This is a genomic window from Streptomyces sp. NPDC101776, assembly GCF_044766845.1.
Taxonomy (GTDB): Bacteria; Actinomycetota; Actinomycetes; order Streptomycetales; family Streptomycetaceae; genus Streptomyces.
Genome location: NZ_JBIWMV010000014.1, coordinates 198,445 through 221,628 on the forward strand (window position 1 = coordinate 198,445; position 23,184 = coordinate 221,628).

Below are 23,184 nucleotides of genomic sequence, written 5' to 3' on the forward strand. Positions count from 1 at the left end.
CTGGTACGGCCCTTGGCGTCGAACTCAGGGGGTCTGGGGGTTTCCCCCAGAAAGACGCAGCATGCGGTCCAGTACCGAGTCCGCGGTCGGCTCGTAGACCTCGTCGACGATGCGTCCGTCCGCGAGGAACACCACCCGGTCCGCGTACGCCGCCGCCACCGGGTCGTGGGTCACCATGACCACCGTCTGCCCCAACTCCCGTACGGAGTTGCGGAGGAAGCCCAGCACCTCCGCGCCGGAGCGCGAGTCGAGGTTTCCGGTCGGCTCGTCGCCGAAGATGATGTCGGGGCGGGAGGCCAACGCCCGTGCCACCGCGACGCGTTGCTGCTGGCCGCCGGAGAGCTGGGAGGGCCGGTGCTTGAGCCGGTCGGCGAGGCCGATCATCCGGATCACCGAGTCCAGCCACTCCTTGTCGGGCTTGCGGCCCGCGATGTCCATCGGGAGCGTGATGTTCTCCAGGGCCGTCAGCGTCGGCAGCAGGTTGAACGCCTGGAAGATGAAACCGATCTTGTCCCGGCGCAACTTGGTGAGCTGCTTGTCCTTCAGGGCGCCCAGCTCGGTGTCACCGATGCGCACGGAACCGGACGAGAAGCTGTCCAGGCCGGCCACGCAGTGCATCAGCGTGGACTTGCCGGAACCCGAGGGGCCCATGATCGCGGTGAACTCGGCCTGCCGGAAGGCGATCGAGACCCGGTCGAGAGCGACCACCTGGGTCTCGCCCTGTCCGTAGACCTTGGAAAGATCCGTGGCACGCGCGGCCACTGAGGTGGTCCGGTCGGCGATGGGGGTGGTGGTCACGGAGGGCGCTCCTGTCGGGACGACGGTCTTGCTGGGGACGTGTCCCATCCTCTCCGCCCCGCCGCGCCGTGTAGTCAGCCGCTGTTCCGGTTCCGGGGGCAGCCTTCAGACGGACTGCGCTCAGCGGTGTCATACCTGGGGATGAGGACCACCCCCGAGACGGTCCTTGGGTCCGCCCCCGTGACCCATCACGTCAAGAACCGGTGGAGCACCCTCGTTCGGGCGGTGAAATTCCGTCATTCCGCATACGAGGCCCCAGATCGCACGCAAGGCTATTGGCAAGTGCTGATGGCTCTTTCCATGGTCTGATGCACCCTCAGACATCAATAAAATAAGACAACATCGGTCCGCCTGCCCGCTGTTGGGGACGCGCGTCCCGATAGGCTCGTGACCTCGATGCGGAGCCCACGGCCTGCCCGGATGGTGGAATGCAGACACGGCGAGCTTAAACCTCGCTGCCCCTTCGCGGGCGTGCCGGTTCAAGTCCGGCTCCGGGCACCATCGCGGTTACAGGGTGTGACCAGCGGGAACGGTGTGTCGTTTTCGTGTGTGCGCCGACCCGTCTCCGAAGGGGCGCGGCGCGGGAAAACCGGTGGAGCGGTCGGCGAGCGGATCCGTACCGTGCGCGGGTGACCTATCTGAGCCCCCTGGGATATCTGCTGGGCATCGAGGGTGCCGCCCTGCTGCGCGGTTTCAAGGAGGGAAGCGCCGACCGGGCGTTCGTCGAGGCCCGGATCGCCGAGATCCGCACCCTGCTGGACACCCCCGCCCTCGCGCACGCCGAGGGGGTCACGGCGGAACCGGGCACGATCAGCGCGGCCGACGTCTACCGGGACTGGGCGCCGCACTACGACGCTCCCGGCAACGACATGATCGACATCGAGCAGCCCGTCGTCCGGCGCATCCTGGACGGCCTGCCCCTCGGCGCGGCGCTGGACGCGGCCTGCGGCACCGGCCGCCACACCGCCCACCTGCACGAAATCGGCCACCACGTGACCGGCGTCGACGCCTCACCGGCCATGCTCGCCCGGGCCCACGAGCGCCTGCCGGACGTCGACTTCCACGAGGCCGACCTGTACCGGCTCCCGTTTCCCGACGACGCGTTCGACACCGTCGTGTGCGCGCTCGCCCTGGCCCACGTCCCCGAACTGGCCCCGGTGCTAAGGGAGTTCGCGCGCGTCCTGCGCCCCGGCGGACACCTCGTCATCTCCGACGCCCACCCGCTGGTCCCCTACCTCCGGCCGACCCTGCCCCGCCGCCCCGGCCCGGACGGCCGCCCGTCCCTCCTCGCCGAGTACCACCGTCCGCTCAGCGCCTACCTCGCCGCGGCCCTCCCACTGGGCTTCCAGGTCCGGCACTGCGAGGAGCCCCGCCGCCCGCACAACTCCCTCACCCCCGGCACCGCCCGGGACCCGCTCCCGACCCACCCGTCCTGGGACCTGCTGCACTGGTGCCCGGAGGCGTCGGCCGCGGCGCTGGACGACTCCCCGGTCGTGGTCGTCTGGCACTTCCGGCTCGACGCCCCGGACGCCACTCGGGAGGGCTCGCCCTCGGACCGTTGACAGGCGGCCCACGCGGTCGGAGACTTACGGCACGGCCATTTGGTGAAGAGAATTTCACCAGACGAACCATGCAGGCTGGACGAACAGCTCCCGCTCGAAAGGGAACCCCCGATGCGTACCACCGTCGGCATCATCGGAGCCGGCCCCGCCGGACTCCTCCTCGCCCGGCTGCTGCACAACGCCGGGATCGACTCGGTCGTACTGGAGAGCCGCGACCGGGACTACGTCGAGCACCGCCAGCGGGCCGGAATCCTGGAGCAGGGCACGGTCGACGTGCTGCGGGCGGCCGGTGCCGGGGAGCGGATGGACCGGGAGGGGCTGCGCCACGACGGGATCGAGCTGCGGTTCGACCGGAAGCGGCACCGGGTGGACTTCCCGGGCCTCACCGGTGGCCGTAGCGTCACGGTGTACGCGCAGACCGAGGTCTGCAAGGACCTGATCGCCCTTCAACTCACGGCGGGCGGGCCGCTGTTGTTCGAGGCCGAGGCGCTCGCGGTGGAGGGCGCGGACGGCGACAGCCCGCGCGTCCGGTTCCGGTACCAGGGCCGGGAGGACGTCCTCGACTGCGACTACGTCGTCGGCTGCGACGGCTTCTGGGGCGTCGCCCGCGACGCGATCCCCGCCGGACTCGCCCGCGTCTTCGAACGGTCGTACCCCTACGCCTGGCTCGGCATCCTCGCCGATGTCGCGCCCTCCCACGACGAGCTCGTCTACGCCCGCCACGACCGCGGCTTCGCCCTGCTCTCGATGCGCTCCCCGTCCGTCTCCCGTCTCTACCTCCAGGTGGAGGAGGACACGGACCCCGAGAGCTGGAGCGACGACGCCGTCTGGGACGAACTGGAGCGCCGTTTCGAGACCGAGGACGGCTGGCGGCTCGACCGCGGGCCCATCACCCAGAAGTCGGTCACCCCCATGCGCTCCTACGTCCACGAGCCCATGCGGTACGGCCGGCTCTTCCTCGCCGGCGACGCCGCGCACATCGTCCCGCCGACCGGAGCCAAGGGCCTCAACCTGGCCGTCGGCGACGTCGTCACCTTCGCGCGGGCACTGACGCACAAGAAGAGGACGGGGAGCGAGGAACGGCTCGACGCGTACTCCGCCACCTGTCTGCGGCGGGTCTGGCAGGCAGAGCGGTTCTCCTACGACATGACGAGCCTCCTGCACCGCGCGCCCGACGCGACGCCCTTCGAGGGGCGGCTCCAGTTCGCCCGGCTGGAGCGGATCGCGTCCTCGCGGGCGGCCGAGACGGATCTCGCGGAGGCGTACACCGGGTTCCCTCTGGATGAACCGGATGAACAGGCATAAGGGCCTTCCAAGGCGGGCGTCACGGGTTGGTACCAGTGTTCACAGGGGGTGCCGTCCACCGCGTACCGTGGCAGGACGAGGGGAAGATCCTCCCCAAGAGGTAGGGTCAATCCTTTGCCTACCTATTACTCTTGAGGCCAAGGCCGCGCGAGGCGGCCATGGAGGAGTGAAATGAGGAGCAGAAACCCGGTCTTCTCGCGACGGGGGTTCAGCCGCGACAACGGCTACGCGGGCTTCAACACCGCGCCGCAGGCCGGGGGCCCCGCCGTGGGTACGCAGGGCAACCCCTACGCGGGCGGCAACCCGTACGCGCAGAACCCGTACGCCCAGCAGGACCTGCAGCAGGGCGCACCGCCCCAGGCCCCGGCCACCACCGGCCGGATGACCATGGACGACGTCGTCCTGCGCACCGGCACCACCCTCGGCACGCTGATCGTCACGGCCGCGCTCGCCTGGGTGCTGCTCCCGGTCGACGACGCCAACATCAACCGTTCGTACGGCATCGGGATCGGCGCCGCGCTGATCGCGATGGTCCTGGCGTTCGTCCAGTCCTTCAAGCGCAAGCCCGTCCCGGCGCTGATCCTGTCGTACGCCGCCCTGGAAGGCGTCTTCCTCGGCGTCGTCTCCAGCGTCGTCGACAACCGCATCGCGAGCGGCGCGGCCATGCAGGCCGTGATCGGCACGATGGCGGTCTTCGCCGGCGTGCTCATCGCGTACCGCGCGGGCTGGATCCGCGTGAACCGCCGCTTCTACGGCTTCGTGATGGCGGCCGCGCTCGGCTTCATCCTGCTGATGGCGGTGAACCTGCTGTTCGCGGTGTTCGGCGGCGGTGACGGCCTCGGCTTCCGCAGCGGCCCGCTCGGCATCTTCTTCGGTGTCGTCGGCATCATCCTCGGCGCGTGCTTCCTCGCCCTCGACTTCAAGCAGGTCGAGGACGGGATCGCCTACGGCGCGCCCAAGGAAGAGGCCTGGCTGGCGGCCTTCGGGCTCACGCTGACGCTGGTGTGGATCTACATGGAGTTCCTGAGGATCATCTCGATCCTCAACAGCAACAACTAGCCGTCCGCAGGCTGATCGCGAAAGGGCCCCGGGTTCGTTCCCGGGGCCCTTCGTCATGTCCGTTGTGGGTCGGTCCGTGGTGCGCGCCTAGAGCAGTTTGCGCGCGGCCCTCCTCAGGTCGTACTCGTGAATGATCGCCTTGGCGTGGCCGTACGCGAGGTCGTGCTCGGCGCGGAGCCAGCTGACCTTCTCCTCGAAGCGGAAGAGGGCGGGGCCTTCGTCGACGGTGCGCAGCCAGTCGGACACTTCACGACCGGTGCAATGGGGGATGCGGGCGAGCATGTTGCGATGGGTCTCCTGGGAGAACACTTGGGACATCGGCGCCTCCGGACGCATGGGGTGTAAGCCGGTCCTTCAGGTCACCGTGCCTGAGCGTTCGCCCGTTGGCAACAGTCCCGGTACGGCGCGTAGTCTCGCGGCGTGGCGGATACGACGCGGTTGACTCAAGCGGTGGATCACTTTGCGGACCGGCTCAGGGCCGCGCCGCAGAGTCGTTTGCAACGGGGCGCTGCCGCGGAGGCGCTGGCGCTGGCCAGGCAGATGTCTCGGTGGGCGCAGGCGGTTGAGGAACCGGGTGTCGATGCTCGGGAGATGCCGGATGCGGGGATGTTTGCCGCGGCGGATCAAATCACCGTTGCCGTGCATGACTTGGCGGTCGTTCTGGTGAGTGACGCCGAGGTCGATGAGGCGCTCGGGTTGGTGGCGGAGGCGCAGAAGAGGGCGGGCGTCTGAGGTGCGTTGGCGGGTGCGGGTCCGTCGTGGCCGGTCGCGCAGTTCCCCGCGCCCCTGAAAGACGTGGCTGGGGCTGCGTTTTTAGGGCCCCTCAGAACACGGCTGGCGCTGCGTTTTTAGGGGCGCGGGGAACTGCGCGACCAGCCCCCACCGGCCCGCACTCGAAAACGAACCGATCAAAGGGACGCTATGACCCGGTCCGCCAGGATGTACACGTTCTCCTGGCCGCACGCGAAGGTCAGGGTGTAGGCGCCGGAGACTCCCGAGCCGCCGAGGAGGAACGGGGTCTCGCCGGCGCGGAGGGCGGAGGCGAGGCGTTCGGCGGTTTCGCGGTGGCCGGGGGTCATGCAGAGGGTGGTGCCGTCGACGAAGACGTAGACGTCGAGGGTGCCGAGCGGGCCGGGACGGACGTCGGCCAGTTCCACGGCGGACTCGGCCAGCTCCTCCAGCGTGGCGACCGTGCGTTCGTGGTCGTTCGCCACCGGTGACTGGGCCGGTACGAAGTCCGGGTGTGACGGGTGGCGGCGACGGGCCGCGGCCAGTTCGGGGGAGTCCCCGGCGAACTCCTCGGGCTCCGTGAACGGCTCGGTGACCGGCTCCAGCGGTTCGAGGCCCACGAAGTCGCTCTGGCGGGGCAGGAACAGCTCACTGTCGGGCAGGCCCAACAGAGTCGGCACCTCGGTGTCGCGGGCCTCCTGGGCGGCCCAGAAGGCCCGCGCCTCGGCCAGTTCCCGCTCCCGCTCCTCGGCCAGCGCCTCGGCCACCGCGGCGCGTATCTCATCCGCGTCGGTGTGGCTGCGGGCGGCGGGCACGAGCGGCCGTACGGCGGCGGCCCGGCCCTCGGCGAGTTCGGTGTGCAGGGCCGCTACCTGGCGACGGAGCACCAAGAGGGTGCGCAGGACGGCGACGCCCACGGCGCCTGTGGCGGCCGTGGTGAGCAGCAAAGCGATCGGCATGGCGCTCACTGACGTACTCCCGGTTCAAAGTCGACCCCCGACTTCCTACATCAGCTTGAAGGGCGGACTAACCAGCTGTCAGTGCGTAACGTCACGAAACGGGCAGGACTTTGGGCCCGATGTTTGGTGGTGAAACGGTCCTGACCTGGGAAAATCCCTCCTCGAAGGGAGATAGGTCACATCCTGGGGGAGATTGGATCACAAATCGGCCCAGAACCCAGGTGGTTACTGGGTTCCGGGCCTGAGGGTGACGCAAAGTTCCCGTACGGCTACGGGGAGTTGGTCAGCTGAGGCGCTCGATGACCATCGCCATGCCCTGGCCGCCGCCGACGCACATCGTCTCCAGACCGAACTGCTTGTCGTGGAACTGGAGGGAGTTGATCAACGTGCCGGTGATGCGGGCGCCGGTCATGCCGAAGGGGTGGCCGACGGCGATCGCGCCGCCGTTCACGTTGAGCTTCTCCAGCGGGATGTTCAGGTCGCGGTAGGACGGGATCACCTGGGCGGCGAACGCCTCGTTGATCTCGAACAGGTCGATGTCGTCGACGGTGAGGCCGGCGCGCCCGAGTGCCTGCTTGGAGGCTTCCACCGGACCGAGGCCCATGATCTCGGGGGAGAGGCCGGAGACACCGGTCGACACGATCCGCGCGAGCGGGGTCAGGCCCAGCTCGCGGGCCTTGGTGTCGCTCATGATGACGACCGCGGCGGCGCCGTCGTTCAGCGGGCAGCAGTTGCCGGCCGTGACCAGGCCGTCGGGGCGGAAGACCGGCTTGAGGCCGGAGACGCCGTCCAGGGTGACGCCGGCGCGCGGGCCGTCGTCCTTGCTGACGACCGTGCCGTCGGGCAGCGTGACCGGGGTGATCTCGCGCTCCCAGAAGCCGTTCTTGATGGCTTCCTCGGCGAGGTTCTGCGAGCGGACGCCGAACTCGTCCATGTCCTGGCGGGTGACGCCCTTGATCCGGGCGAGGTTCTCCGCGGTCTGGCCCATCGCGATGTACGGGTCGGGGAGCAGGCCGTCCTCGCGCGGGTCGTGCCAGCTCGCGCCCTCGCTGGCGGCGACCTCGGCGGTGCGGGCCTCGGCCTCGGCGAACAGCGGGTTGCGCGTGTCCGGGAGGCTGTCGGAGTTGCCCTTCACGAACCGGGAGACCATCTCGACACCGGCCGAGATGAAGACGTCGCCCTCGCCGGCCTTGATGGCGTGCAGGGCCATGCGGCTGGTCTGGAGCGAGGACGAACAGTAACGGGTGATCGTGCAGCCCGGCAGGTGGTCCATGCCCATCTGTACGGCGACGATCCGGCCGAGGTTGCTGCCCTGCTCGCCGCCGGGGAGGCCGCAGCCGAGCATCAGGTCCTCGATGAGCTTCGGGTCCAGCTCGGGGACCTTGGCGAGCGCGGCCTCGATGATCGTGGCGGTGAGGTCGTCGGGGCGCAGGTCCTTGAGGGAGCCCTTGAAGGCGCGGCCGATGGGGGAGCGGGCGGTCGAGACGATGACGGCTTCGGGCATCACGGCTCCATTGGCGTACGTACGGTGATGTGCAGGGCTTCTTGGGAAGTTACCCGTACGTATGGCCAGGGTCACGGCATGGGCGGTGTGACCCTGGCCGCAGTTTTCTAAGCGCTTGCTTGGGCCTCCGGCGGTGGAGCGGAAGTGCGGTGCGGGTCGGTGGGGGCGGGCGCCCCTGGGGGCTGCGCCCCCGGACCCCGCCGTCGGCCTGAACGGCCTCGTCCTCAAACTCCGGACGGGCTGGAGGGGGTCGCCGCTTCCGGCTCCGGTACCCGCCTCCTCTTCCGCCGCTTCAGCAGCGCCCACGGCCCCCGCGGCCCCGTCGGCATCGCCGCCGTGACCTCCGTGCCCGCCTCCGACGCCGCCTCCGCCGCGGCGCGGGCCACCGGCAGGAAGCCCTCGCGGCGGGACGCGTCCGGGCGGTCCTCCTCGGCCGGCCAGAGGCCCAGCGCGGCGCAGACGGTCGGCAGGATCGCCATCGCGGCGGTGGCGTAGCCCTCCGCCGAGGGGTGGAAGTTGTCCGGGCCGAACAGCTCGCGCGGGTTCGCCGCGAACTCGGGGCCCAGCAGGTCGCCCAGCGACACCGTGCGCCCGCCCTGCTCGACCGTGCCGATCGTCTGGGCCGCCGCCAGCTGTCTGGACGCCCGGCGGGCCAGCCAGCGCAGCGGCTGCTGGACCTGCTCCACCGTCCCGAGGTCGGGACACGTGCCGACGACCACCTCCGCGCCGGCCGTCCGCAGCCGCCGTACCGTCGCCGAGAGGTGCCGGACCGAGCGGGTCGGGTGCATGCGGTGGGTGACGTCGTTCGCGCCGATCATGATCACGCAGACGTCCGGCACCCGGGTGGTGTCCGCGAGGGCCAGCGCCACCTGGCGGTCCAGATCGTCGGACTGGGCGCCCGGAAGGGCCACGTTCCGCAGCTCGACCGGGCGTTCCGAAACCGCCGCCAGGCCCGAGGCCAGCAGCGCGCCCGGGGTCTGCGCCGCCCGGTGGACGCCCTGCCCGGCGGCCGTGGAGTCGCCGAGCATGGTCAGCCGCAGCGGGAGTTCACCCGGAGTGTCGTAGACATGGCCGTAGCGGCCGTCGGCGCTCGGCACATGGTTGCTGCCCGGCGCATGGCCGTTGCCCACATGGCGTTTCACGAAGCGGACCTCGGCCAGTACCAGGCCGACGGCCGCCGCGCCCACCAGTCCGACCCCGCCACCGCCGTACGCCGCACCGGCCGCGATCCGCCGGGCCACCCGCGCCCTCGACATCCTCGTCATACGTCGCCGTCACCTCCTCGTAGCCGTCATCCACTCCTTGCCCCGAACAGCACGTCACCCAATCTCAACAGGCGGTGAACGTCATTTCGGGGCGCAGGGCCGTCCGGCGGATCCGCGCGTGCCCACGGGGGCGGCCCGCGCTCAACTCCCTTGCCGGCTCAAGGGCGTGAGGAGGCCCGGCCCGCCCCGCGCACCGGCACGGATCACGCGTCGCCGATTCCCAGCGCACCGGTACCGAACAGTCGCCGCCGATTCCCCGCGACCCCGACCCGCCGGACAGGCCCTACGCTGGCAAGACCAATCACGACCACTTCTTTTGCAGCAACCGGAGACAACGGTGCAATTCCACGACTCGATGATCAGCCTCGTCGGCAACACCCCGCTGCTGAGGCTCAACAGCGTGACCGCGGGCATCCAGGCGACCGTTCTCGCCAAGGTGGAGTACTTCAACCCTGGCGGCAGCGTGAAGGACCGCATCGCGCTGCGCATGATCGAGGCGGCGGAGAAGAGCGGGGAACTGCAGCCCGGCGGCACCATCGTCGAGCCGACCAGCGGCAACACCGGCGTCGGCCTGGCCATCGTGGCCCAGCAGAAGGGGTACCACTGCATCTTCGTGTGCCCCGACAAGGTGTCCATGGACAAGATCAACGTGATGCGCGCGTACGGCGCCGAAGTGGTCGTCTGCCCCACCGCCGTCGACCCCGAGCACCCGGACTCGTACTACAACGTCTCCGACCGCCTGGTCCGCGAGACGCCGGGCGCCTGGAAGCCCGACCAGTACTCCAACCCGAACAACCCGCTCTCCCACTACCACTCGACCGGCCCCGAGCTCTGGGAGCAGACCGAGGGGAAGATCACCCACTTCGTCGCGGGCGTGGGGACGGGCGGCACGATCTCCGGCACCGGGCGGTACCTGAAGGACACCAGTGACGGCCGCGTCCAGGTCGTCGGCGCCGACCCCGAGGGGTCCGTGTACTCCGGCGGCTCGGGGCGGCCGTATCTCGTCGAGGGCGTCGGTGAGGACTTCTGGCCGACCGCCTACGACCGGACCGTCGCGGACGAGATCGTCGCCGTGTCCGACAAGGACTCCTTCCAGATGACCCGCCGGCTCGCGAAGGAGGAGGGGCTGCTGGTGGGCGGCTCCTGCGGGATGGCCGTCGTCGCCGCGCTGCGGGTCGCCGAGCGGCTCGGCCCGGACGATGTCGTCGTCGTCCTGCTCCCCGACAGCGGGCGCGGCTATCTCTCCAAGATCTTCAACGACGAGTGGATGGCCGACTACGGCTTCCTGGAGGACGAGGGCCCCAGCGCCCGCGTCGCCGACGTCCTCAACGACAAGGTGCACGGCGCCATCCCCTCCCTCGTGCACATGCACCCGGAGGAGTCGGTCGGCGAGGCCATCGAGGTGCTGCGGGAGTACGGCGTCTCGCAGATGCCGATCGTGAAGCCGGGCGCCGGTCACCCCGACGTCATGGCGGCGGAGGTCGTCGGCTCGGTCGTCGAACGGGAGCTGCTGGACGCCCTGTTCACCCAGCGCGCCTCGCTGACCGACCCGCTGGAGAAGCACATGTCGGCCCCGCTGCCGCAGGTCGGCTCCGGTGAGCCGGTGGGCGACCTGATGACCGTGCTGGGCGGAGCGGACGCCGCGATCGTCCTGGTCGAGGGCAAGCCGACCGGTGTCATCAGCCGGCAGGACCTGCTGTCCTTCCTCGCCAAGGGCGGGAAGCAGTAGCAAACGTCCGGTGAACGGGCCGTGCCGACGGCGACTTTGCGGTTGTCCACCAAAATGGTGGACTTCGCGGAAGTGGTACGAGCGCGTCACGTCCACGCAGCACACGCTTAACAAGCGTCGGGCAGATTGGTGGATGTCGGCAAGGCGGGAGCGGCTCCCCGCCTCGCCGACACAAAAACGGCGTCACGGACCTCCGGAGCGGCTCCCGGACCTCCACCGACGCCTAGGACGCGCACGCCCGGCCCTGACCCGGCACGCGTCCCTCGCGGGGACCGCCGTCGTCCCGCCCTCCCGGCAACGGGGGGTGCGGCGGTCCCCGCGCATAGCTTTTCCACGAGCGCTTCTCTGCGGCCCTGAAGCGGCCCGACTCCTCAGCAGGCGCCCGGTGTTGGTGCCACCAGACGACGGGGGCTCAGTCCTCCCACTCGCTGTCCTGCGAGGACCTGCCGCGTCGCCCGCCGCCGAACAACCCCGGATTGGTGCGCGCCGCCTGCACCGCGTTCACGCCGACGATGCCGGCCCAGGCCACCAGCAGGCCGGGGAGGTGGGCGATGCCGCCGCCGATCGCGGAGAGCGGGATCGCCAGCACCATCGAGACGATGCCGAAGCCGAAGCGCTCGCCCCAGGAGTCGGTGGACTTCGGCCCGCGCGAGCCGCGCGCGACCACCATCTGCTGCTCGGCCATCTGCCGGCGCACCCGGCGCTCCACCGCGCCGTCGATGCGCTGGTCGACCTTCTCCAGGAACGAGTCGACCAGCGCCGACTCGTACTCGTCGCCCAGCTCCCTGCGCGCTTGCAGGGTGGCGTTGAGTTCCTTCTTGAGTTCGGCGTCGTGCGAGTCGATTCCCGTCATGCGCTTCAGATTAGGGAGCCGTCGCGCCCGCTGCACTGGGGATAGCCCCCCTGTTGGAATTCGGGTTCACCGGGAGCACCCCGAGCGACTCCAGCACCTTGCGGTGGGCGTGCTCGACTCCCGTGATCCGGACCTCGATACCCCGGCCGCGCAGCTCGCCCACCGCCTCCTTCAGCGCCAGCGCCCCCGTCGCGTCGACCGCCGTCAGCCCTGACAGTCGCAGGTCTACGGCCGTCACATCGCGCACATCCGCCAGGCCGCGGCGGAAGCGGTGGGCGGCGGCGAACAGGAGCGGGCCCTCGAAGCGGTACGTCACCGTGCCGGAGGCGGTGTCGGGGAGTTCGGCCGGAGTCAGGTTCGTGGCGCGCGTCGCCGAGCGCAGGGCCAGCAGGACCGAGACGGCGAGGCCGATCAGGACCGCGCGCACCAGGTCCAGGGCGAGCGTGCCGGCCGCCGTGAGGACCAGGACCAGGGCGTCGCCGTGCGTCGAGCGGGCCATCGCGCGGACCGCGTCCGTCTCCACCATGCGGATCGCCGTCGCCAGCAGCACTCCGGCCAGCGCGGACAGGGGGATACGGCCCACCAACGGGGCCGCGACCGCGACGATCCCGGCGAGGATCACCGCGTGCGCGAGCGCGGCCAGCCGGGAGGTGGCGCCGGTGCGGACGTTGACCGCCGTCCGCGCGATCGCGCCCGTCGCCGGGACGCCGCCGAAGAGCGGGGCCGCGAGGTTGGCGATGCCCTGGCCGAAGAGTTCCTTGCCGGGGTCGTGGCGTTCGCCGGGGCGCATCGCGTCCGCGACCGAGGCGGACAGGAGCGATTCCAGTGCGGCCAGTGCCGCCACCGCTGCCGCCGGGAGGAGCAGGGTCGGGACCCGGGACACGTCCAGGAAGGCGAGCGAGGGCGCGGGGAGTGAGGACGGAAGGCTGCCTAGGCGGGTGACGCGCAGGTGCAGGGCCTCGGCCACGACCGTCGCCACGCCGACTGCCGCCAGGGAGAAGGGAACCGTCGGTTTCCAGCGTGCCCCGGCCAGCATCAGCGCGGCCGAGCCGAGGGCCAGGAGGAGGGCCGCCCAGTGCGGGGCCGCGTCGAACTCCTCCGCCGCGCGTGCCGCGACCACCGCGACCTGGTCGCCGCTCGGGGTGGGCACGCCCAGCGCCGACGGCACCTGCTGGAGGCCGATCACACAGGCGATGCCGATGGTGAAACCGGCGATCACCGGCGCGGGGACGTACGCCATCGCCGCTCCCGCGCGGGCGAAGGCGAGCGCGAGGAGCATGACGCCGGAGATCAGCCCGACCGTCAGGACGCCGTTCGCGCCGTACTCGTGGACGATCGGGACGAGGACGACGGTCATCGCGCCGGTCGGGCCGCTGACCTGGCGCGCGGAGCCGCCGAACAACGCGGCGAGCGAGCCCGCGACGATCGCGGTGATCAGACCGGAGGCCGCGCCGAGCCCGGACGTCACCCCGAAACCGAGGGCCAGGGGGAGTGCCACGACGGCGACCGTGAGGCCGCACAGCAGGTCGCGGCGCGGGGCGCGGGTCATGGTGCGGAAGTCGGCGGGGGAGGGCAGGACGGAGAGCACGCCGTTCAAGGGCATGGGGATGCGCTTCTCTGCAGTGGGGGAACGTGCTTACGGCGGTGGGGAGTTGGGGGTGTTCGTGGGCTACGGCAGCAGGGTCACGAGGCCCGTGTCGAGGTCGAAGCGGGCCGCGACGATCCGCGCGGAGGTGAAGGCGGGGTCGGCGCGGATCGCGTCCCTGACCCAGGCCGTGTGGGCCGTCATCGTGTGTTCGGCCCAGTCGCCGGGCAGCGCCCGGGTGCGGCGCGCGGCTGGGGCGATCTCGTCGACGAGGAGCGCGAGATGGCCGGGGACGGGCGTGCCGGTCTCCAGGTGCGCGAGCGTCGCCGCGACCGCGCCGCAGCGCTCGTGGCCGAGCACCAGCACCAGGGGGATGCGCAGTTCGGCCACGCCGTACTGGATGGACGCGAGCACCGCCTCGTCCAGGACCTCGCCGGCCGTCCTTATGCACAGCAGGTCGCCGAGGCCCTGGTCGAAGACCAGCTCGGGCGGCACCCGGGAGTCGACACAGCCGACGATCACCGCGAACGGGTGCTGCGCGGTGGCCAGTTGACGGCGCAGCGCACGGCTCTCGTCCGGGTGGCGGGGGTGGTCGGTCGCGTAACGGCGGTTGCCGTCGAGGAGTTCGGCGAGGGCGTCGGGGGCGGTGGTCGGGCGGGGCCGTGTGCCGACGGCGGCGGTGGCGTTCGTGGGGACGGTGGCCAGCGCGCCGACGGCGGTGGCCGTCAGAAAGGCCCTGCGGTTCGAGGCCATGCGTTTCCTCAGGTGGTGTGCTTGTTCAGCACGTTGTGCTGTAGCGCTCAATCACCCTACGCATGCGATCAGTTACCGAGAGTGCCGGTTTAACGACACTTGACTGATCCCTCGTCAGATCATCGATCGGTCATCGACGGGCCATTACTTCGTGATGCCGTGTTGCTTCGCGTACGTGTTCGCGACGTCCTCCGGGTCCTTCTTGTCCTTGTCCACCTGCCGGTTCAGCTCGGTGAGCTGGGCCGTGGTGAGGATGTTGCCGACCCGGGCGAGGGCCTTGCGGACCGTGGAGTCGGCCACCCGGTCGGCGATGAGCGGCACGATGTGCTGACTGGGGATCAGGGTCCTGGGGTCGGTCAGGACGACCCAGTCGTTGGCCTTGATGTCGGTGTCGGTGGTGAACAGGTTCGCCACGTCCACATCGCCCTTCTTCAGCGCGCCCTTCACCAACGGCCCGTCGGAATCAAGGGACTTGAACTCCTTGAACTCCACGCCGTAGACGTCCTTCAGTCCTACGACGCCCACCTGACGGGTCTTCACCTCGGCGGAGGCGCCCAGCGTCAGCTTGCCGTTGTGCTTCGCGAGGTCGGCCAGCGAGGTGAGGCCGTACTTCTCGGCGGTCGCGCGGGTGACGACGAAGCAGTCCGCGTCCTCGGCGATGCCGTACGGGAGGACCTGGAGGCCGGAGGGGAGGGCGAGGGTGAGGGCGTTCTGCATCGCGCCCGCCTCCGCGACCTTGGACTTGGGCTGGAGGTAGGTGAGCAGGGAGCCCTGGTACTCGGGGAGGAGGTCGATGTCGCCGCTCTTGAGGGCGGGGAAGACGATCTCGCGGGTGCCGAGGTTGGGACGGACCTTGACCTTCACGCCGGCCGCTTCGAGGGCGGCGGCGTAGAGGTAGCCGAGGACCTGGTTCTCGGTGAAGTTGGCGGTGCCGATGGTCACGCCCTTCTTGCTGGAGGCGTTGCCACCGCCGGCCGAGCCCCCGCCGTCGAGCGAGGTGACGCCGCCCGCGCAGGAAGACAGGAGGGGGACGGCGACGGCCGTTCCGGCGAGGGCGCCGAGGAGGGTGCGACGGTTCATTTTCGGGTTCCTTCGGTTTCCCTGGGCGAGGTTGGGTGAAGTCCGCAGTGGTTCGGCAGCGCCCTGGGGGCTGACGCGCCCAAGGGGCGCGGGGCTGTGTCGATGTGCGGCTACCGCCGCGTGGGCGAGACCAGCCACGATGGCGCCGCGGACGAAAACGGCGCATCCGGCGAGGCGACTACGCGGTGCGATGACGGAAGAGGAAACGCTGAAGCCCGGAGAGGCCGAGGTCCAGCACGATGGCGACGACGGCCACGAGCACCGCACCGCCCAGCACTTGCACAAGATCCCGCTGGGCGAGCCCGTCGAAGACGAAGCGGCCCAGGCCCCCGAAGGAGACGTACGCGGCGACGGTGGCCGTGGAGACCACCTGGATGAGGGCGAGCCGCAGGCCGGTCATGATCAGGGGGAGCGCGAGGGGCAACTCGACCTGGAAGAGGACCTGGTGGCCGCGCATGCCCTGCCCGCGTGCCGCGTCCTTCACGTCCGGATCCACGGCGGTCATCCCGGCGTACGTGTTCGTCACGATCGACGGGACCGCGAGGGCGACCAGCGCGATGTACACCGGCCACATGGACAGGCCGCTGGCCAGGAAGACCAGGACGACCAGCCCGACGGTCGGCAGCGCGCGGCCGAAGGAGGCGAGGTTGATCGCGAGGAACGCGCCCTTGCCGGTGTGCCCGATCAGCAGGCCCAGCGGGAGGCCGATCACGGCCGCGATGAGGGTCGCCAGCAGCGAGTACTGGAGGTGCTCGGCGAGGCGGTGCGCGATGCCGTCCGTGCCGGCCCACTGGGAGCCGCTGGTCAGCCACTTGCCGAGGTTCTTGAAGAGTTCGAACATCAGGCTCGCCGCCTCGTCCACGGGGTGAGTACGTACTGGAGGGCGACCAGGGCCGCGTCCGCGACCACGGCCAGCAGCAGGGTGAGGACCACGCCCACGATCACCGGCGTCGGGAAGTCGCGCTGGAAGCCGTCGGTGAAGAGCTGGCCGAGGCCGCCGTCGCCGATGTAGGTCGCGACCGAGACGAGGGAGATCGACATCACCGTGGCGATGCGGACACCCGCCATGATCACCGGGAGCGCGAGGGGGAGTTCGACGGTGAGGAGTGTGCGCAGGGGGCGCGTGCCCATCGCCTTCGCGGCCTCCTTCGTCTTCGCGGGGACGGAGTCCAGACCCTCGACCGTGTTCCGCAGCAGCACGACCAGCGTGTAGACCGTCAGACCGATCACGGTGGTGGTGCGGGTGAGGCCGCTGATCGGGAGCAGGAGCACGAAGATCGCGATCGACGGGATCGTGAACAGCACGTTCGAGAGGCCGAGCAGGAAGCCCCGGAGCGGGCGGAAGCGGTGGGCCACGACCGCCAGCGGGAGCGAGATCAGCAGGCCGAAGAAGACGGCGGTCAGCGCGGCCTGGAGGTGCGAGAACGTGAGGCTGGTCAGGTCGTCGGTGTGGTCGCCTATCCACGACCAGTCGACGGTCATGCCGCGACCCGTGCTTCGGCGTGCGCCTGGCCCGCGTGGGTGTGGATGTCGTCGCGGGAGGAGACGCCGGTGAGGACGCCGGCCGCGTCGACGCGGGCGATCAGGCCGTTCGGGGAGGCGACGGACTCGTTGAGGGCGGCGAGCAGCGAGTCGCCGTCCTTGAGCGGTCGTACGGGGATCTCGGCGCCCTCGGTGGCCCAGTGCAGGGGCTTGCGGGCCTCGTCGAGGACGAGGGTCCAGGGGGTGCCCTCGGGGGCCGGGCCCTGCGGGACGTCCGCGAGGGTCGTCAGCGAGAGCAGCTTGAGACCGCGCTCGGCGCCGAGGAAGTCGGCGACGAAGTCGTCGGCAGGGCGGGCGAGGAGCTCGGTGGGGGCCGCGCACTGGACGAGGTGACCGCCGGTGCGGAAGATCGCGATGCGGTCGCCGAGCCGTACGGCTTCGTCGATGTCGTGCGTGACGAAGACGATGGTCTTGTTCAACTCCTTCTGGAGTCTGACCAGTTCGTCCTGGAGCTGGGTGCGGACCACCGGGTCCACGGCGCCGAAGGGCTCGTCCATCAGCAGGACCGGCGGGTCGGCGGCGAGCGCGCGGGCCACGCCGACGCGCTGCTGCTGGCCGCCGGAGAGCTGGTGCGGGTACCGCTTGCCGGCGTCGGCGGCGAGGCCGACGGTCTCCAGGAGTTCGGCCGCGCGTGCCCTGGCCTTCTTCCTTCCGTGGCCGAGGAGCAGCGGCACGGTGGCGATGTTGTCGAGGACGGTGCGGTGCGGGAAGAGCCCCGACTGCTGGATGACGTACCCGATGGAACGGCGCAGTTCGGCGGCGTCCTGCTGGGTGACGTCCTTGCCGCCGACCTTGATGACGCCCGAGGTCGGTTCGATCATCCGGTTGATCATCCGAAGGGTGGTCGTCTTGCCGCAACCGGAGGAACCGACCAGTACGGTGACCCCGCCTTCCGGCATCTCCAGGGTGAGGTCGTGAACTGCTGTCGTGCCGTTGGGGAAGCGTTTGTGGACCGCGTCGAACTGGATCATGAGTTGTCCCTTGCCCGGCTGTATAACGTCATGCAGAGTTCTCGGTGTCTGAATAGTTTGTCAATGTCTCCGCGTTAATCCGAGGTAACGGATGGCCGGCTGGCAAGATCGAGTGTCCTGATTGAGGGGAGTTCGTCGCCTTATGTCGTCTCAGATCGTGGACGCCTCTGATGTGTCTCTGTCCGGGGGCACCGATCTGGTCGTCCTCGACGGGGTCGGCTTCGGGGTCGCCGATGTGGTCCGGCTCGCCGACGGGGAGGCCCGACCGGTCGCCGGCACCGACGCGATGAAGCGCGCGACCGAGTCCTGGGACGCGGCCCGCCAGATCGCCGCGACCGGCCGCGTCTACGGCCGCTCGACCGGCGTCGGCGCCAATCGGAACGAGGACGTGCCCACGGAGGCGGCAGCCGAACACGGCCTACGACTGCTGCGCAGCCACGCAGGCGCGATCGGCGACGAGCTCCCGGCCCGCGAGGTCCGCGCGATGCTCGCCGTCCGCGCCAACCAGCTGCTGGCAGGCGGCGCCGGCCTGCGCCCCACGGTCGTCACGGCACTGTGCGAGGCGCTGGAGAACGGGGTGTATCCGGTCGTCAACGAGTTCGGCTCGGTGGGGACGGGGGACATCGCGGCGCTGGCTCAGGTGGGGCTGGCGTTGGTGGGGGAGCATCCCTGGCGCGGGATGGGCCAGGATCCGGTCGGCGTCCCCGAGCCCCAACCCCTCGACAACAACGACGCGTTGGCGCTCATCAGCAGCAACGCGCTCACTCTCGGGCAGTCCGCGCTCGCGCTGCACGAGTTGCGGGGGCTCATCGGGGCGACGCAAGTCGTCGGGGCGCTCTCGCTGCTCGCCGTCGACGGGTCGCACGAGCCGTTCGCCGCGCCGGTGCACGCCGCTCGTCCGCATCGGGGGTCGAGCGAAGTGGCGCGGCGGATGCGGGAGTTGATCGGGGCCGCCGACCGGCCCACTCCGCCGCTCGGGCGGATCCAGGACCCGTACGCCTTCCGGTGTCTGCCGCAGATCCATGGGCCCGCGCACGACGCGGCGGACGCGCTGGAGGACGTCCTCGCGATCGAGATCAACGCCGCCGCCGAGAACCCCCTCATCTCCGTGGAGGACATGGCCGCCTACCACCACGGCGGCTTCTACCAGGCCCAACTCGCCCTCGCCCTGGACCACTTCAGGCTCGCGGTCACCCAGGTGGCCCGGCTGTCCACGTCCCGGCTGTCCTCGCTCAACGAGCCCGCGTTCACCCGCCTCAAGCCCTTCCTCGCCGACCAGGAAGCGGCCTCCTCCGGCATCATGATCCTGGAGTACGCGGCCGCCGCCGCCCTCGGCGACCTGCGCGCGTTCTCGGCTCCCGCCTCGCTCGGGCACGCTGTACTCTCCCGGGGCGTCGAGGAACAGGCCAGCTTCGCCTCGCTCGCCGCACGTCAGACACTGCGCGCCTGTCGCGCGTACCGTCTCGTCGTCGGCTGCGAACTCGTCGCCGCCGTACGGGCGTTGCGCCAGCGGGGGCTGCGGCCCGACCCGGAACTCCCGGTCGGCCGAGCGCTGGAGCTGGCCGAGTCCGTACTCACCGACGAGACGGCGGACCGGCCGCTCACGGACGATGTGACGGCGGCGACGGGACTGCTCGACCGGTTCACGGACATCTGGAGGGGGAGCACGGCATGAGCGTGGACGGCACGGTGGACAGGGCGGGCAGGGTGGACAGGGCGGACAGGGGTATGGACGTGACCGACAGCCCGGCCGCACGGTTGCAGGCGCTCTTCGAGGGGCACCGGCTCACGCCGACCCAGCGGCGCATCGCGCACAGCATGGTGCGCCGCGCCGCCGACGTGCCGTTCCTCTCCAGCGTCGAACTCGCCGAACTCGCCGGCGTCAGCCAGCCCTCCGTGACCCGCTTCGCGGTCGCCCTCGGCTTCGACGGCTACCCGGCGCTGCGCAAACACCTCCGAGAGGTCGCGCCCATCGAGTCGACGACGGACACGGCGTCGTACAACGAGTACCAGCAGGCCGTAGAGGCCGAGATCGAGAACCTCAAGCACCTCTCCGAGATACTGGCCGACCCCCGCCCGGTCGCCAAGGCAGGCCGCCTGCTCGCCGCCTCCCGCCCGCTGCCGGTGCTCGGTCTGCGCGCGGCGGCCTCCCAGGCGTACGGCTTCGCGTACTTCGCCGCCAAGGTCCATCCGGACGTACGGCTGCTCAACGAGGGCGGCACGATGATCCACGACCGGATCGACGCGGCCGTCCGGGCCGGTGCCACCACCCTGCTGTGTTTCGCGCTGCCCCGGCACCCGCGCGAGGTCGTCGACACCCTGACGTACGCGCGGGAGGCGGGCCTGACCGTCGTCACCGTCGCGGACTCGGCGTTCGCACCCGTCGCCAAGGTCTCCGACCTCCTGATCCCGGCCGCCGTCGGCACCGGCCTCGCCTTCGACACGGCCTGCGCGCCGATGCTGCTCGGCCGGGTGTTGTTGGAGGCGATGTGCGACGACCTGCCCGACGCGCAGGCCCGGTTGGAGGAGTTCGACGCGCGGGCGGCGGCGCGGGGGCTGTTCGTGGAGTGAGACATCCCGTCCCGTCCGCTGTCTTCTCAGACTCGTCTCACGTTCCCTCACTAGTCTCCCGGCACTACGGAGCTGTGCCGGGACGACCAGGAGGCAGGACGTGGCACGCGGAGATCGCAGAGTCCAGGGGCTGGCCCGAGTGGCCGTCGTCGTACGGGCCGGAGCCGCCCCGACCTGGTGGTTCGGGGTGCTGGCGGCAGGTCTCGGCCTACTGCTGCCCGGCATCACCGGGCGCCGGATCGGGGTGATGGCCGGGGCCGCCCTGTTCATCGTCGCGGCGCTCGTGGTGTCGTACACGCGCCGCAAGCGCTACACCACCCTCGCCCGCGCAGCCGCCCGGGCCGGAAAGCACGATGTGCTCCAGGACCGCGCGGTCACCGTACGGAACTGGCGCCGGGCCCACCGCTGGTGGCTCGTCCTCGCCTTCGCGCTCGCGCTGGCCGGCGGGTTCGCCGTACCGGCGGCCGGCGGCATGCTGCTCGCCGGCGCCGGTACCGGGCTGCGCCTGAAGGCCGCCTGGCTGGGCCGCCGCGAACGGGCCGACGACGCACTGCTGTGGATCCGCGTCGACTGGCTGGACAGGCGGGGCGGCGCCCCGGCCGGCAAGCCGGTCAAGGGCTACCGCTCCACCGGTATCGCCGCGGGCGACGCGACCCCGGGCGGGGCGCGCCGCCGCAGCGACGTCTACGCGTAGCCGAATCCCGTAGCCGGATCCCGGAGTCCGGCCTACACCTCCAGATCCGCCTCGATCCTCTTCAACTGGTGCCGGGCCATCGCCAGGTTCGCGCGGCCGGCGTCCAGCACCAGGTAGAGGAACAGACCGTTGCCGCCCCGGCCCTTGAGCAGGCGGATCAGGTGGTACTGGCTGGAGAGGGTGATCAGGATGTCCTCGATCTCGCCCTTCAGGCCGAGGTGCTCCATCGTGCGCAGCTTGGAGCGCACGACGTCGGTGTTCCCGGCGGCGGCGACGCCGAGGTCGAAGGTCTTGCTGCCGCCCATCGTGCCGAGCGCCATACCGCTGGTGTAGTCGACGAGCGCGACCCCGGTCGCGCCCTCGATGGAGGTCAGCGCCTCTTTGAGGGAGGTTTCGGTGTTGGCCATGACAGTGCTCCTTTGGGTCCGTTCAACTTTCCGTGGTGGTGCGCGCGTTGGTGCCTGTGGTGGTGCGTGGTGCGCGCGCTGTTCTCGTTCGTGCGGTGGTGGTCTTGGTGGGCGCGGCCCGGGCCTGTTCCTCGGCCTCGGCCTCGGCTTCCGCCGTGGCCGCCGCCTCGGCGTCGACCAGTTCCCCGATCCGGGCCCCCGCGCGGCGGCCCTCCAGCAGCAGCCGGCCGACGTTCACCCGGTCCTGCGCGAGCACGGTCAGCACGGCGCCGCGGCCCGCCGCGTAGGTCGCGACATAGCCGTAGACCCCGCGCACGATCAGCTCGCGGAAGTCGCCCTGCCCGGTCGCGTCCGCCATCCGTACGGCCACGCCCAGCGCCGTCGCGGTCAGCGCGGCCACCCGCTCCGGCTCGACGCCCGGGGTGTCCTGCGCCAGCACGAGACCGTCGACGCCCGCCGCCAGCGCCCCGGTCAGCTGGGGCACCCGCGCTCTCAACCGGCGCAGTTCGTCGAGGATCTCGGCCTCGGCGGCCATCGGCTCTCTCCTCTCGGCGCGTGCTCGCTGCCACTCAAAGGGCCTCCAGCGCATCCCTGAGCCTCTTCAGCAATGTGATGTCGGGATCGGTGACGTCGGGCAGCGGCGGCGCGGCGGCGGGCGCGGGCGGCCGGGGCGAGACGAGCCCCGCCGACACCAGCCGACGGACGTCCAGCAGCGTGGGGTAGGCCCGCCGGCCCAGCGCCCGCGCGATGTCCGTCGCCGTCCGTACGCCGTCCACCCGGGCCAGCACCGCCGCCTGCCGGGCGGTGATCGGCGGGGGCGCGACGGGGTCGGCCCGCACCAGCGGCGCGCCGTCCGTCGCCGCGTCCGGCCAGACGCGGTGCAGCAGATCGCGGCGGCGCAGCGTCTCCCGCTCCAGCGCGGCCACCGGAACCGGCCGCACACCCCCGAGCGGATGCGTGACGCCGTACCGGAAACGCCCCGGGGTGCTGCTCGGCGAGAGCACGAAGTACGCCGCGTCGTACAGCGCCCCCAGATGGCACAGCTCCAGCGCGCCCGAGCTCAACTCGCCGCCGTCCAGCAGCAGTCGGGTCGTGGCGTGCCGGTCGTCGGTCGCCCTGGCGGCGGCCTCCCAGGTCTCGGCGCGCAGGGTGCCGTGCGCGGTGAGGAGCAGGTCGAGACCGGGGGCGGACGGGCTCTCGGCGTGCACGACCGCGCCGTCGACGAGATGCAGACTGCCGCGCTCGCGCACGAGCACCCCGGTCGCCTCCTCGGCGGCGAGCCTGGTCAGCATCGGCGAGGCCCCGCCCCAGCCCCGCTCGCCGGCATCGGCCTTGGCCCGTACGGGCAGCCGCGGCGGCGGGGTGGCCTGCGTGGCCTTGACGGCCGTCATCCCAGCACCAGCCGTCCGGCCATCTCGCCGAGCCGGATCCGGGCCAGCGCCAGATTGCCCTCCGCGCGGGCCAGCCACAGATGCAGGAACACACTGCTGTCGAACGACGTCCGCACGAACCGCAGCACGTGATAGCTGTCCCGGTTGCTGACGATCAGATCCTCCAGCGGAGGATCGTCGGCCTCCTCCCCCTCGGCCGCGTCGGACGCGAACGCCCGGTGCTCGGCCGCCAGCCGAGCCAACTCCGCGGCCTCCGCCGCACTGGCCTCCTGGTCACCCCCGGGCGACTCTCCTACGACGCCCAGGGCCAGCCCGCTGGTCCAGTCGACCAGCGCGGCGCCCCGGGCACCGGGCAGTCGCATGGCCTCCAGTAAGCACTCGTCGATTCCGGGCACCGTGGCTCCCCTCCCGCCTGCGGTTCGGCTGA

24 protein-coding genes and 1 tRNA gene are annotated in these 23,184 nt (G+C 71.0%); 9 read left to right on the forward strand and 16 right to left on the reverse strand.

Annotated elements, in window-relative coordinates:
• Positions 1-24: 24 nt before the first annotated feature.
• The gene (locus ACIRRY_RS34520; protein ID WP_403980676.1) at positions 25-798 is read right to left on the reverse strand and encodes an ATP-binding cassette domain-containing protein; all 774 of its coding nucleotides are present in this window, start codon (positions 796-798) and stop codon (positions 25-27) included.
• A gap of 414 nt (positions 799-1,212) precedes the next feature.
• Between ACIRRY_RS34520 and ACIRRY_RS34525 the strand changes: the two genes are divergently transcribed.
• The 4 genes from ACIRRY_RS34525 to ACIRRY_RS34540 all read left to right on the forward strand — a co-directional run bounded on the left by ACIRRY_RS34525 (position 1,213) and on the right by ACIRRY_RS34540 (position 4,724).
• Positions 1,213-1,299 (forward strand) — tRNA-Leu (locus tag ACIRRY_RS34525).
• A 128-nt stretch (positions 1,300-1,427) separates the two neighbouring features.
• A complete protein-coding gene (locus ACIRRY_RS34530; protein ID WP_403980678.1) occupies positions 1,428-2,360 on the forward strand; it encodes a class I SAM-dependent methyltransferase in 933 nt (310 codons plus the stop codon).
• 111 nt (positions 2,361-2,471) lie between these two features.
• Positions 2,472-3,665: a 4-hydroxybenzoate 3-monooxygenase gene (locus tag ACIRRY_RS34535; protein WP_403980680.1), complete on the forward strand. Its 1,194-nt coding sequence runs from the start codon at positions 2,472-2,474 to the stop codon at positions 3,663-3,665.
• Positions 3,666-3,836: 171 nt separating this feature from the next.
• A complete protein-coding gene (locus ACIRRY_RS34540) occupies positions 3,837-4,724 on the forward strand; it encodes a Bax inhibitor-1/YccA family protein (protein WP_403980683.1) in 888 nt (295 codons plus the stop codon).
• Between the two features lie 87 nt (positions 4,725-4,811).
• Here ACIRRY_RS34540 and ACIRRY_RS34545 read toward each other — a convergent pair whose 3' ends face one another.
• A complete protein-coding gene (locus tag ACIRRY_RS34545) occupies positions 4,812-5,042 on the reverse strand; it encodes a DUF4287 domain-containing protein (RefSeq protein ID WP_026151524.1) in 231 nt (76 codons plus the stop codon).
• 132 nt (positions 5,043-5,174) lie between these two features.
• Between ACIRRY_RS34545 and ACIRRY_RS34550 the strand changes: the two genes are divergently transcribed.
• Complete coding sequence (locus tag ACIRRY_RS34550) at positions 5,175-5,456, forward strand: hypothetical protein (RefSeq protein ID WP_403980874.1); 282 nt, start codon at positions 5,175-5,177, stop codon at positions 5,454-5,456.
• Between the two features lie 176 nt (positions 5,457-5,632).
• Here the strand turns inward: ACIRRY_RS34550 and ACIRRY_RS34555 are convergent, their stop codons facing one another.
• The 3 genes from ACIRRY_RS34555 to ACIRRY_RS34565 form a co-directional block, all read right to left on the reverse strand.
• Positions 5,633-6,412, reverse strand: coding sequence for a hypothetical protein (locus tag ACIRRY_RS34555; RefSeq protein WP_403980876.1), 780 nt, complete (start codon positions 6,410-6,412; stop codon positions 5,633-5,635).
• A 283-nt stretch (positions 6,413-6,695) separates the two neighbouring features.
• Positions 6,696-7,916, reverse strand: coding sequence for an acetyl-CoA C-acetyltransferase (locus tag ACIRRY_RS34560; protein WP_403980686.1), 1,221 nt, complete (start codon positions 7,914-7,916; stop codon positions 6,696-6,698).
• A 224-nt stretch (positions 7,917-8,140) separates the two neighbouring features.
• A complete protein-coding gene (locus ACIRRY_RS34565; RefSeq protein ID WP_403980689.1) occupies positions 8,141-9,181 on the reverse strand; it encodes an SGNH/GDSL hydrolase family protein in 1,041 nt (346 codons plus the stop codon).
• Positions 9,182-9,518: 337 nt separating this feature from the next.
• On the opposite strand from ACIRRY_RS34565, the gene ACIRRY_RS34570 reads away from it, so the two are divergent.
• Positions 9,519-10,910, forward strand: coding sequence for a cystathionine beta-synthase (locus tag ACIRRY_RS34570; protein ID WP_403980692.1), 1,392 nt, complete (start codon positions 9,519-9,521; stop codon positions 10,908-10,910).
• Between the two features lie 412 nt (positions 10,911-11,322).
• Here ACIRRY_RS34570 and ACIRRY_RS34575 read toward each other — a convergent pair whose 3' ends face one another.
• From ACIRRY_RS34575 to ACIRRY_RS34605, 7 genes are all read right to left on the reverse strand, one after another.
• On the reverse strand, positions 11,323-11,763 hold the full coding sequence (locus tag ACIRRY_RS34575) for a hypothetical protein (protein ID WP_403980695.1): 441 nt from the start codon (positions 11,761-11,763) through the stop codon (positions 11,323-11,325).
• A gap of 10 nt (positions 11,764-11,773) precedes the next feature.
• Complete coding sequence (locus tag ACIRRY_RS34580; RefSeq protein ID WP_403980698.1) at positions 11,774-13,366, reverse strand: SulP family inorganic anion transporter; 1,593 nt, start codon at positions 13,364-13,366, stop codon at positions 11,774-11,776.
• Between the two features lie 66 nt (positions 13,367-13,432).
• Positions 13,433-14,101: a carbonic anhydrase gene (locus ACIRRY_RS34585; RefSeq protein WP_403980701.1), complete on the reverse strand. Its 669-nt coding sequence runs from the start codon at positions 14,099-14,101 to the stop codon at positions 13,433-13,435.
• Between the two features lie 144 nt (positions 14,102-14,245).
• Positions 14,246-15,181, reverse strand: a complete 936-nt coding sequence (locus tag ACIRRY_RS34590; protein WP_403980703.1) for an ABC transporter substrate-binding protein — start codon at positions 15,179-15,181, stop codon at positions 14,246-14,248.
• Between the two features lie 178 nt (positions 15,182-15,359).
• Entirely contained in the window at positions 15,360-16,022 is a 663-nt protein-coding gene (locus tag ACIRRY_RS34595; protein ID WP_200688972.1) for an ABC transporter permease, read from the reverse strand.
• The gene (locus tag ACIRRY_RS34600) at positions 16,022-16,663 is read right to left on the reverse strand and encodes an ABC transporter permease (protein ID WP_403980706.1); all 642 of its coding nucleotides are present in this window, start codon (positions 16,661-16,663) and stop codon (positions 16,022-16,024) included. Before ACIRRY_RS34600 ends, ACIRRY_RS34595 begins: the two co-directional genes overlap by 1 nt.
• On the reverse strand, positions 16,660-17,694 hold the full coding sequence (locus ACIRRY_RS34605; protein WP_403980709.1) for an ABC transporter ATP-binding protein: 1,035 nt from the start codon (positions 17,692-17,694) through the stop codon (positions 16,660-16,662). The genes ACIRRY_RS34600 and ACIRRY_RS34605 overlap by 4 nt, the downstream gene beginning before the upstream one ends.
• 142 nt (positions 17,695-17,836) lie before the next feature.
• On the opposite strand from ACIRRY_RS34605, the gene ACIRRY_RS34610 reads away from it, so the two are divergent.
• From ACIRRY_RS34610 to ACIRRY_RS34620, 3 genes are all read left to right on the forward strand, one after another.
• On the forward strand, positions 17,837-19,369 hold the full coding sequence (locus ACIRRY_RS34610; RefSeq protein WP_403980711.1) for an aromatic amino acid ammonia-lyase: 1,533 nt from the start codon (positions 17,837-17,839) through the stop codon (positions 19,367-19,369).
• Complete coding sequence (locus ACIRRY_RS34615) at positions 19,366-20,265, forward strand: MurR/RpiR family transcriptional regulator (protein WP_403980714.1); 900 nt, start codon at positions 19,366-19,368, stop codon at positions 20,263-20,265. The genes ACIRRY_RS34610 and ACIRRY_RS34615 overlap by 4 nt, the downstream gene beginning before the upstream one ends.
• A 100-nt stretch (positions 20,266-20,365) precedes the next feature.
• Positions 20,366-20,959, forward strand: coding sequence for a hypothetical protein (locus ACIRRY_RS34620; RefSeq protein ID WP_403980717.1), 594 nt, complete (start codon positions 20,366-20,368; stop codon positions 20,957-20,959).
• 32 nt (positions 20,960-20,991) lie between these two features.
• Here the strand turns inward: ACIRRY_RS34620 and ACIRRY_RS34625 are convergent, their stop codons facing one another.
• Genes ACIRRY_RS34625 through ACIRRY_RS34640 form a run of 4 tightly spaced genes read right to left on the reverse strand, consistent with a single transcriptional unit; the run spans position 20,992 to position 23,152 of the window.
• Positions 20,992-21,366, reverse strand: coding sequence for a hypothetical protein (locus ACIRRY_RS34625; RefSeq protein WP_403980719.1), 375 nt, complete (start codon positions 21,364-21,366; stop codon positions 20,992-20,994).
• A gap of 22 nt (positions 21,367-21,388) precedes the next feature.
• Positions 21,389-21,901, reverse strand: coding sequence for a roadblock/LC7 domain-containing protein (locus ACIRRY_RS34630; RefSeq protein ID WP_403980721.1), 513 nt, complete (start codon positions 21,899-21,901; stop codon positions 21,389-21,391).
• A 34-nt stretch (positions 21,902-21,935) separates the two neighbouring features.
• Positions 21,936-22,757, reverse strand: a complete 822-nt coding sequence (locus ACIRRY_RS34635; protein ID WP_403980723.1) for a transcriptional regulator — start codon at positions 22,755-22,757, stop codon at positions 21,936-21,938.
• Complete coding sequence (locus tag ACIRRY_RS34640; RefSeq protein WP_200690521.1) at positions 22,754-23,152, reverse strand: hypothetical protein; 399 nt, start codon at positions 23,150-23,152, stop codon at positions 22,754-22,756. Before ACIRRY_RS34640 ends, ACIRRY_RS34635 begins: the two co-directional genes overlap by 4 nt.
• Positions 23,153-23,184 lie beyond the last annotated feature (32 nt).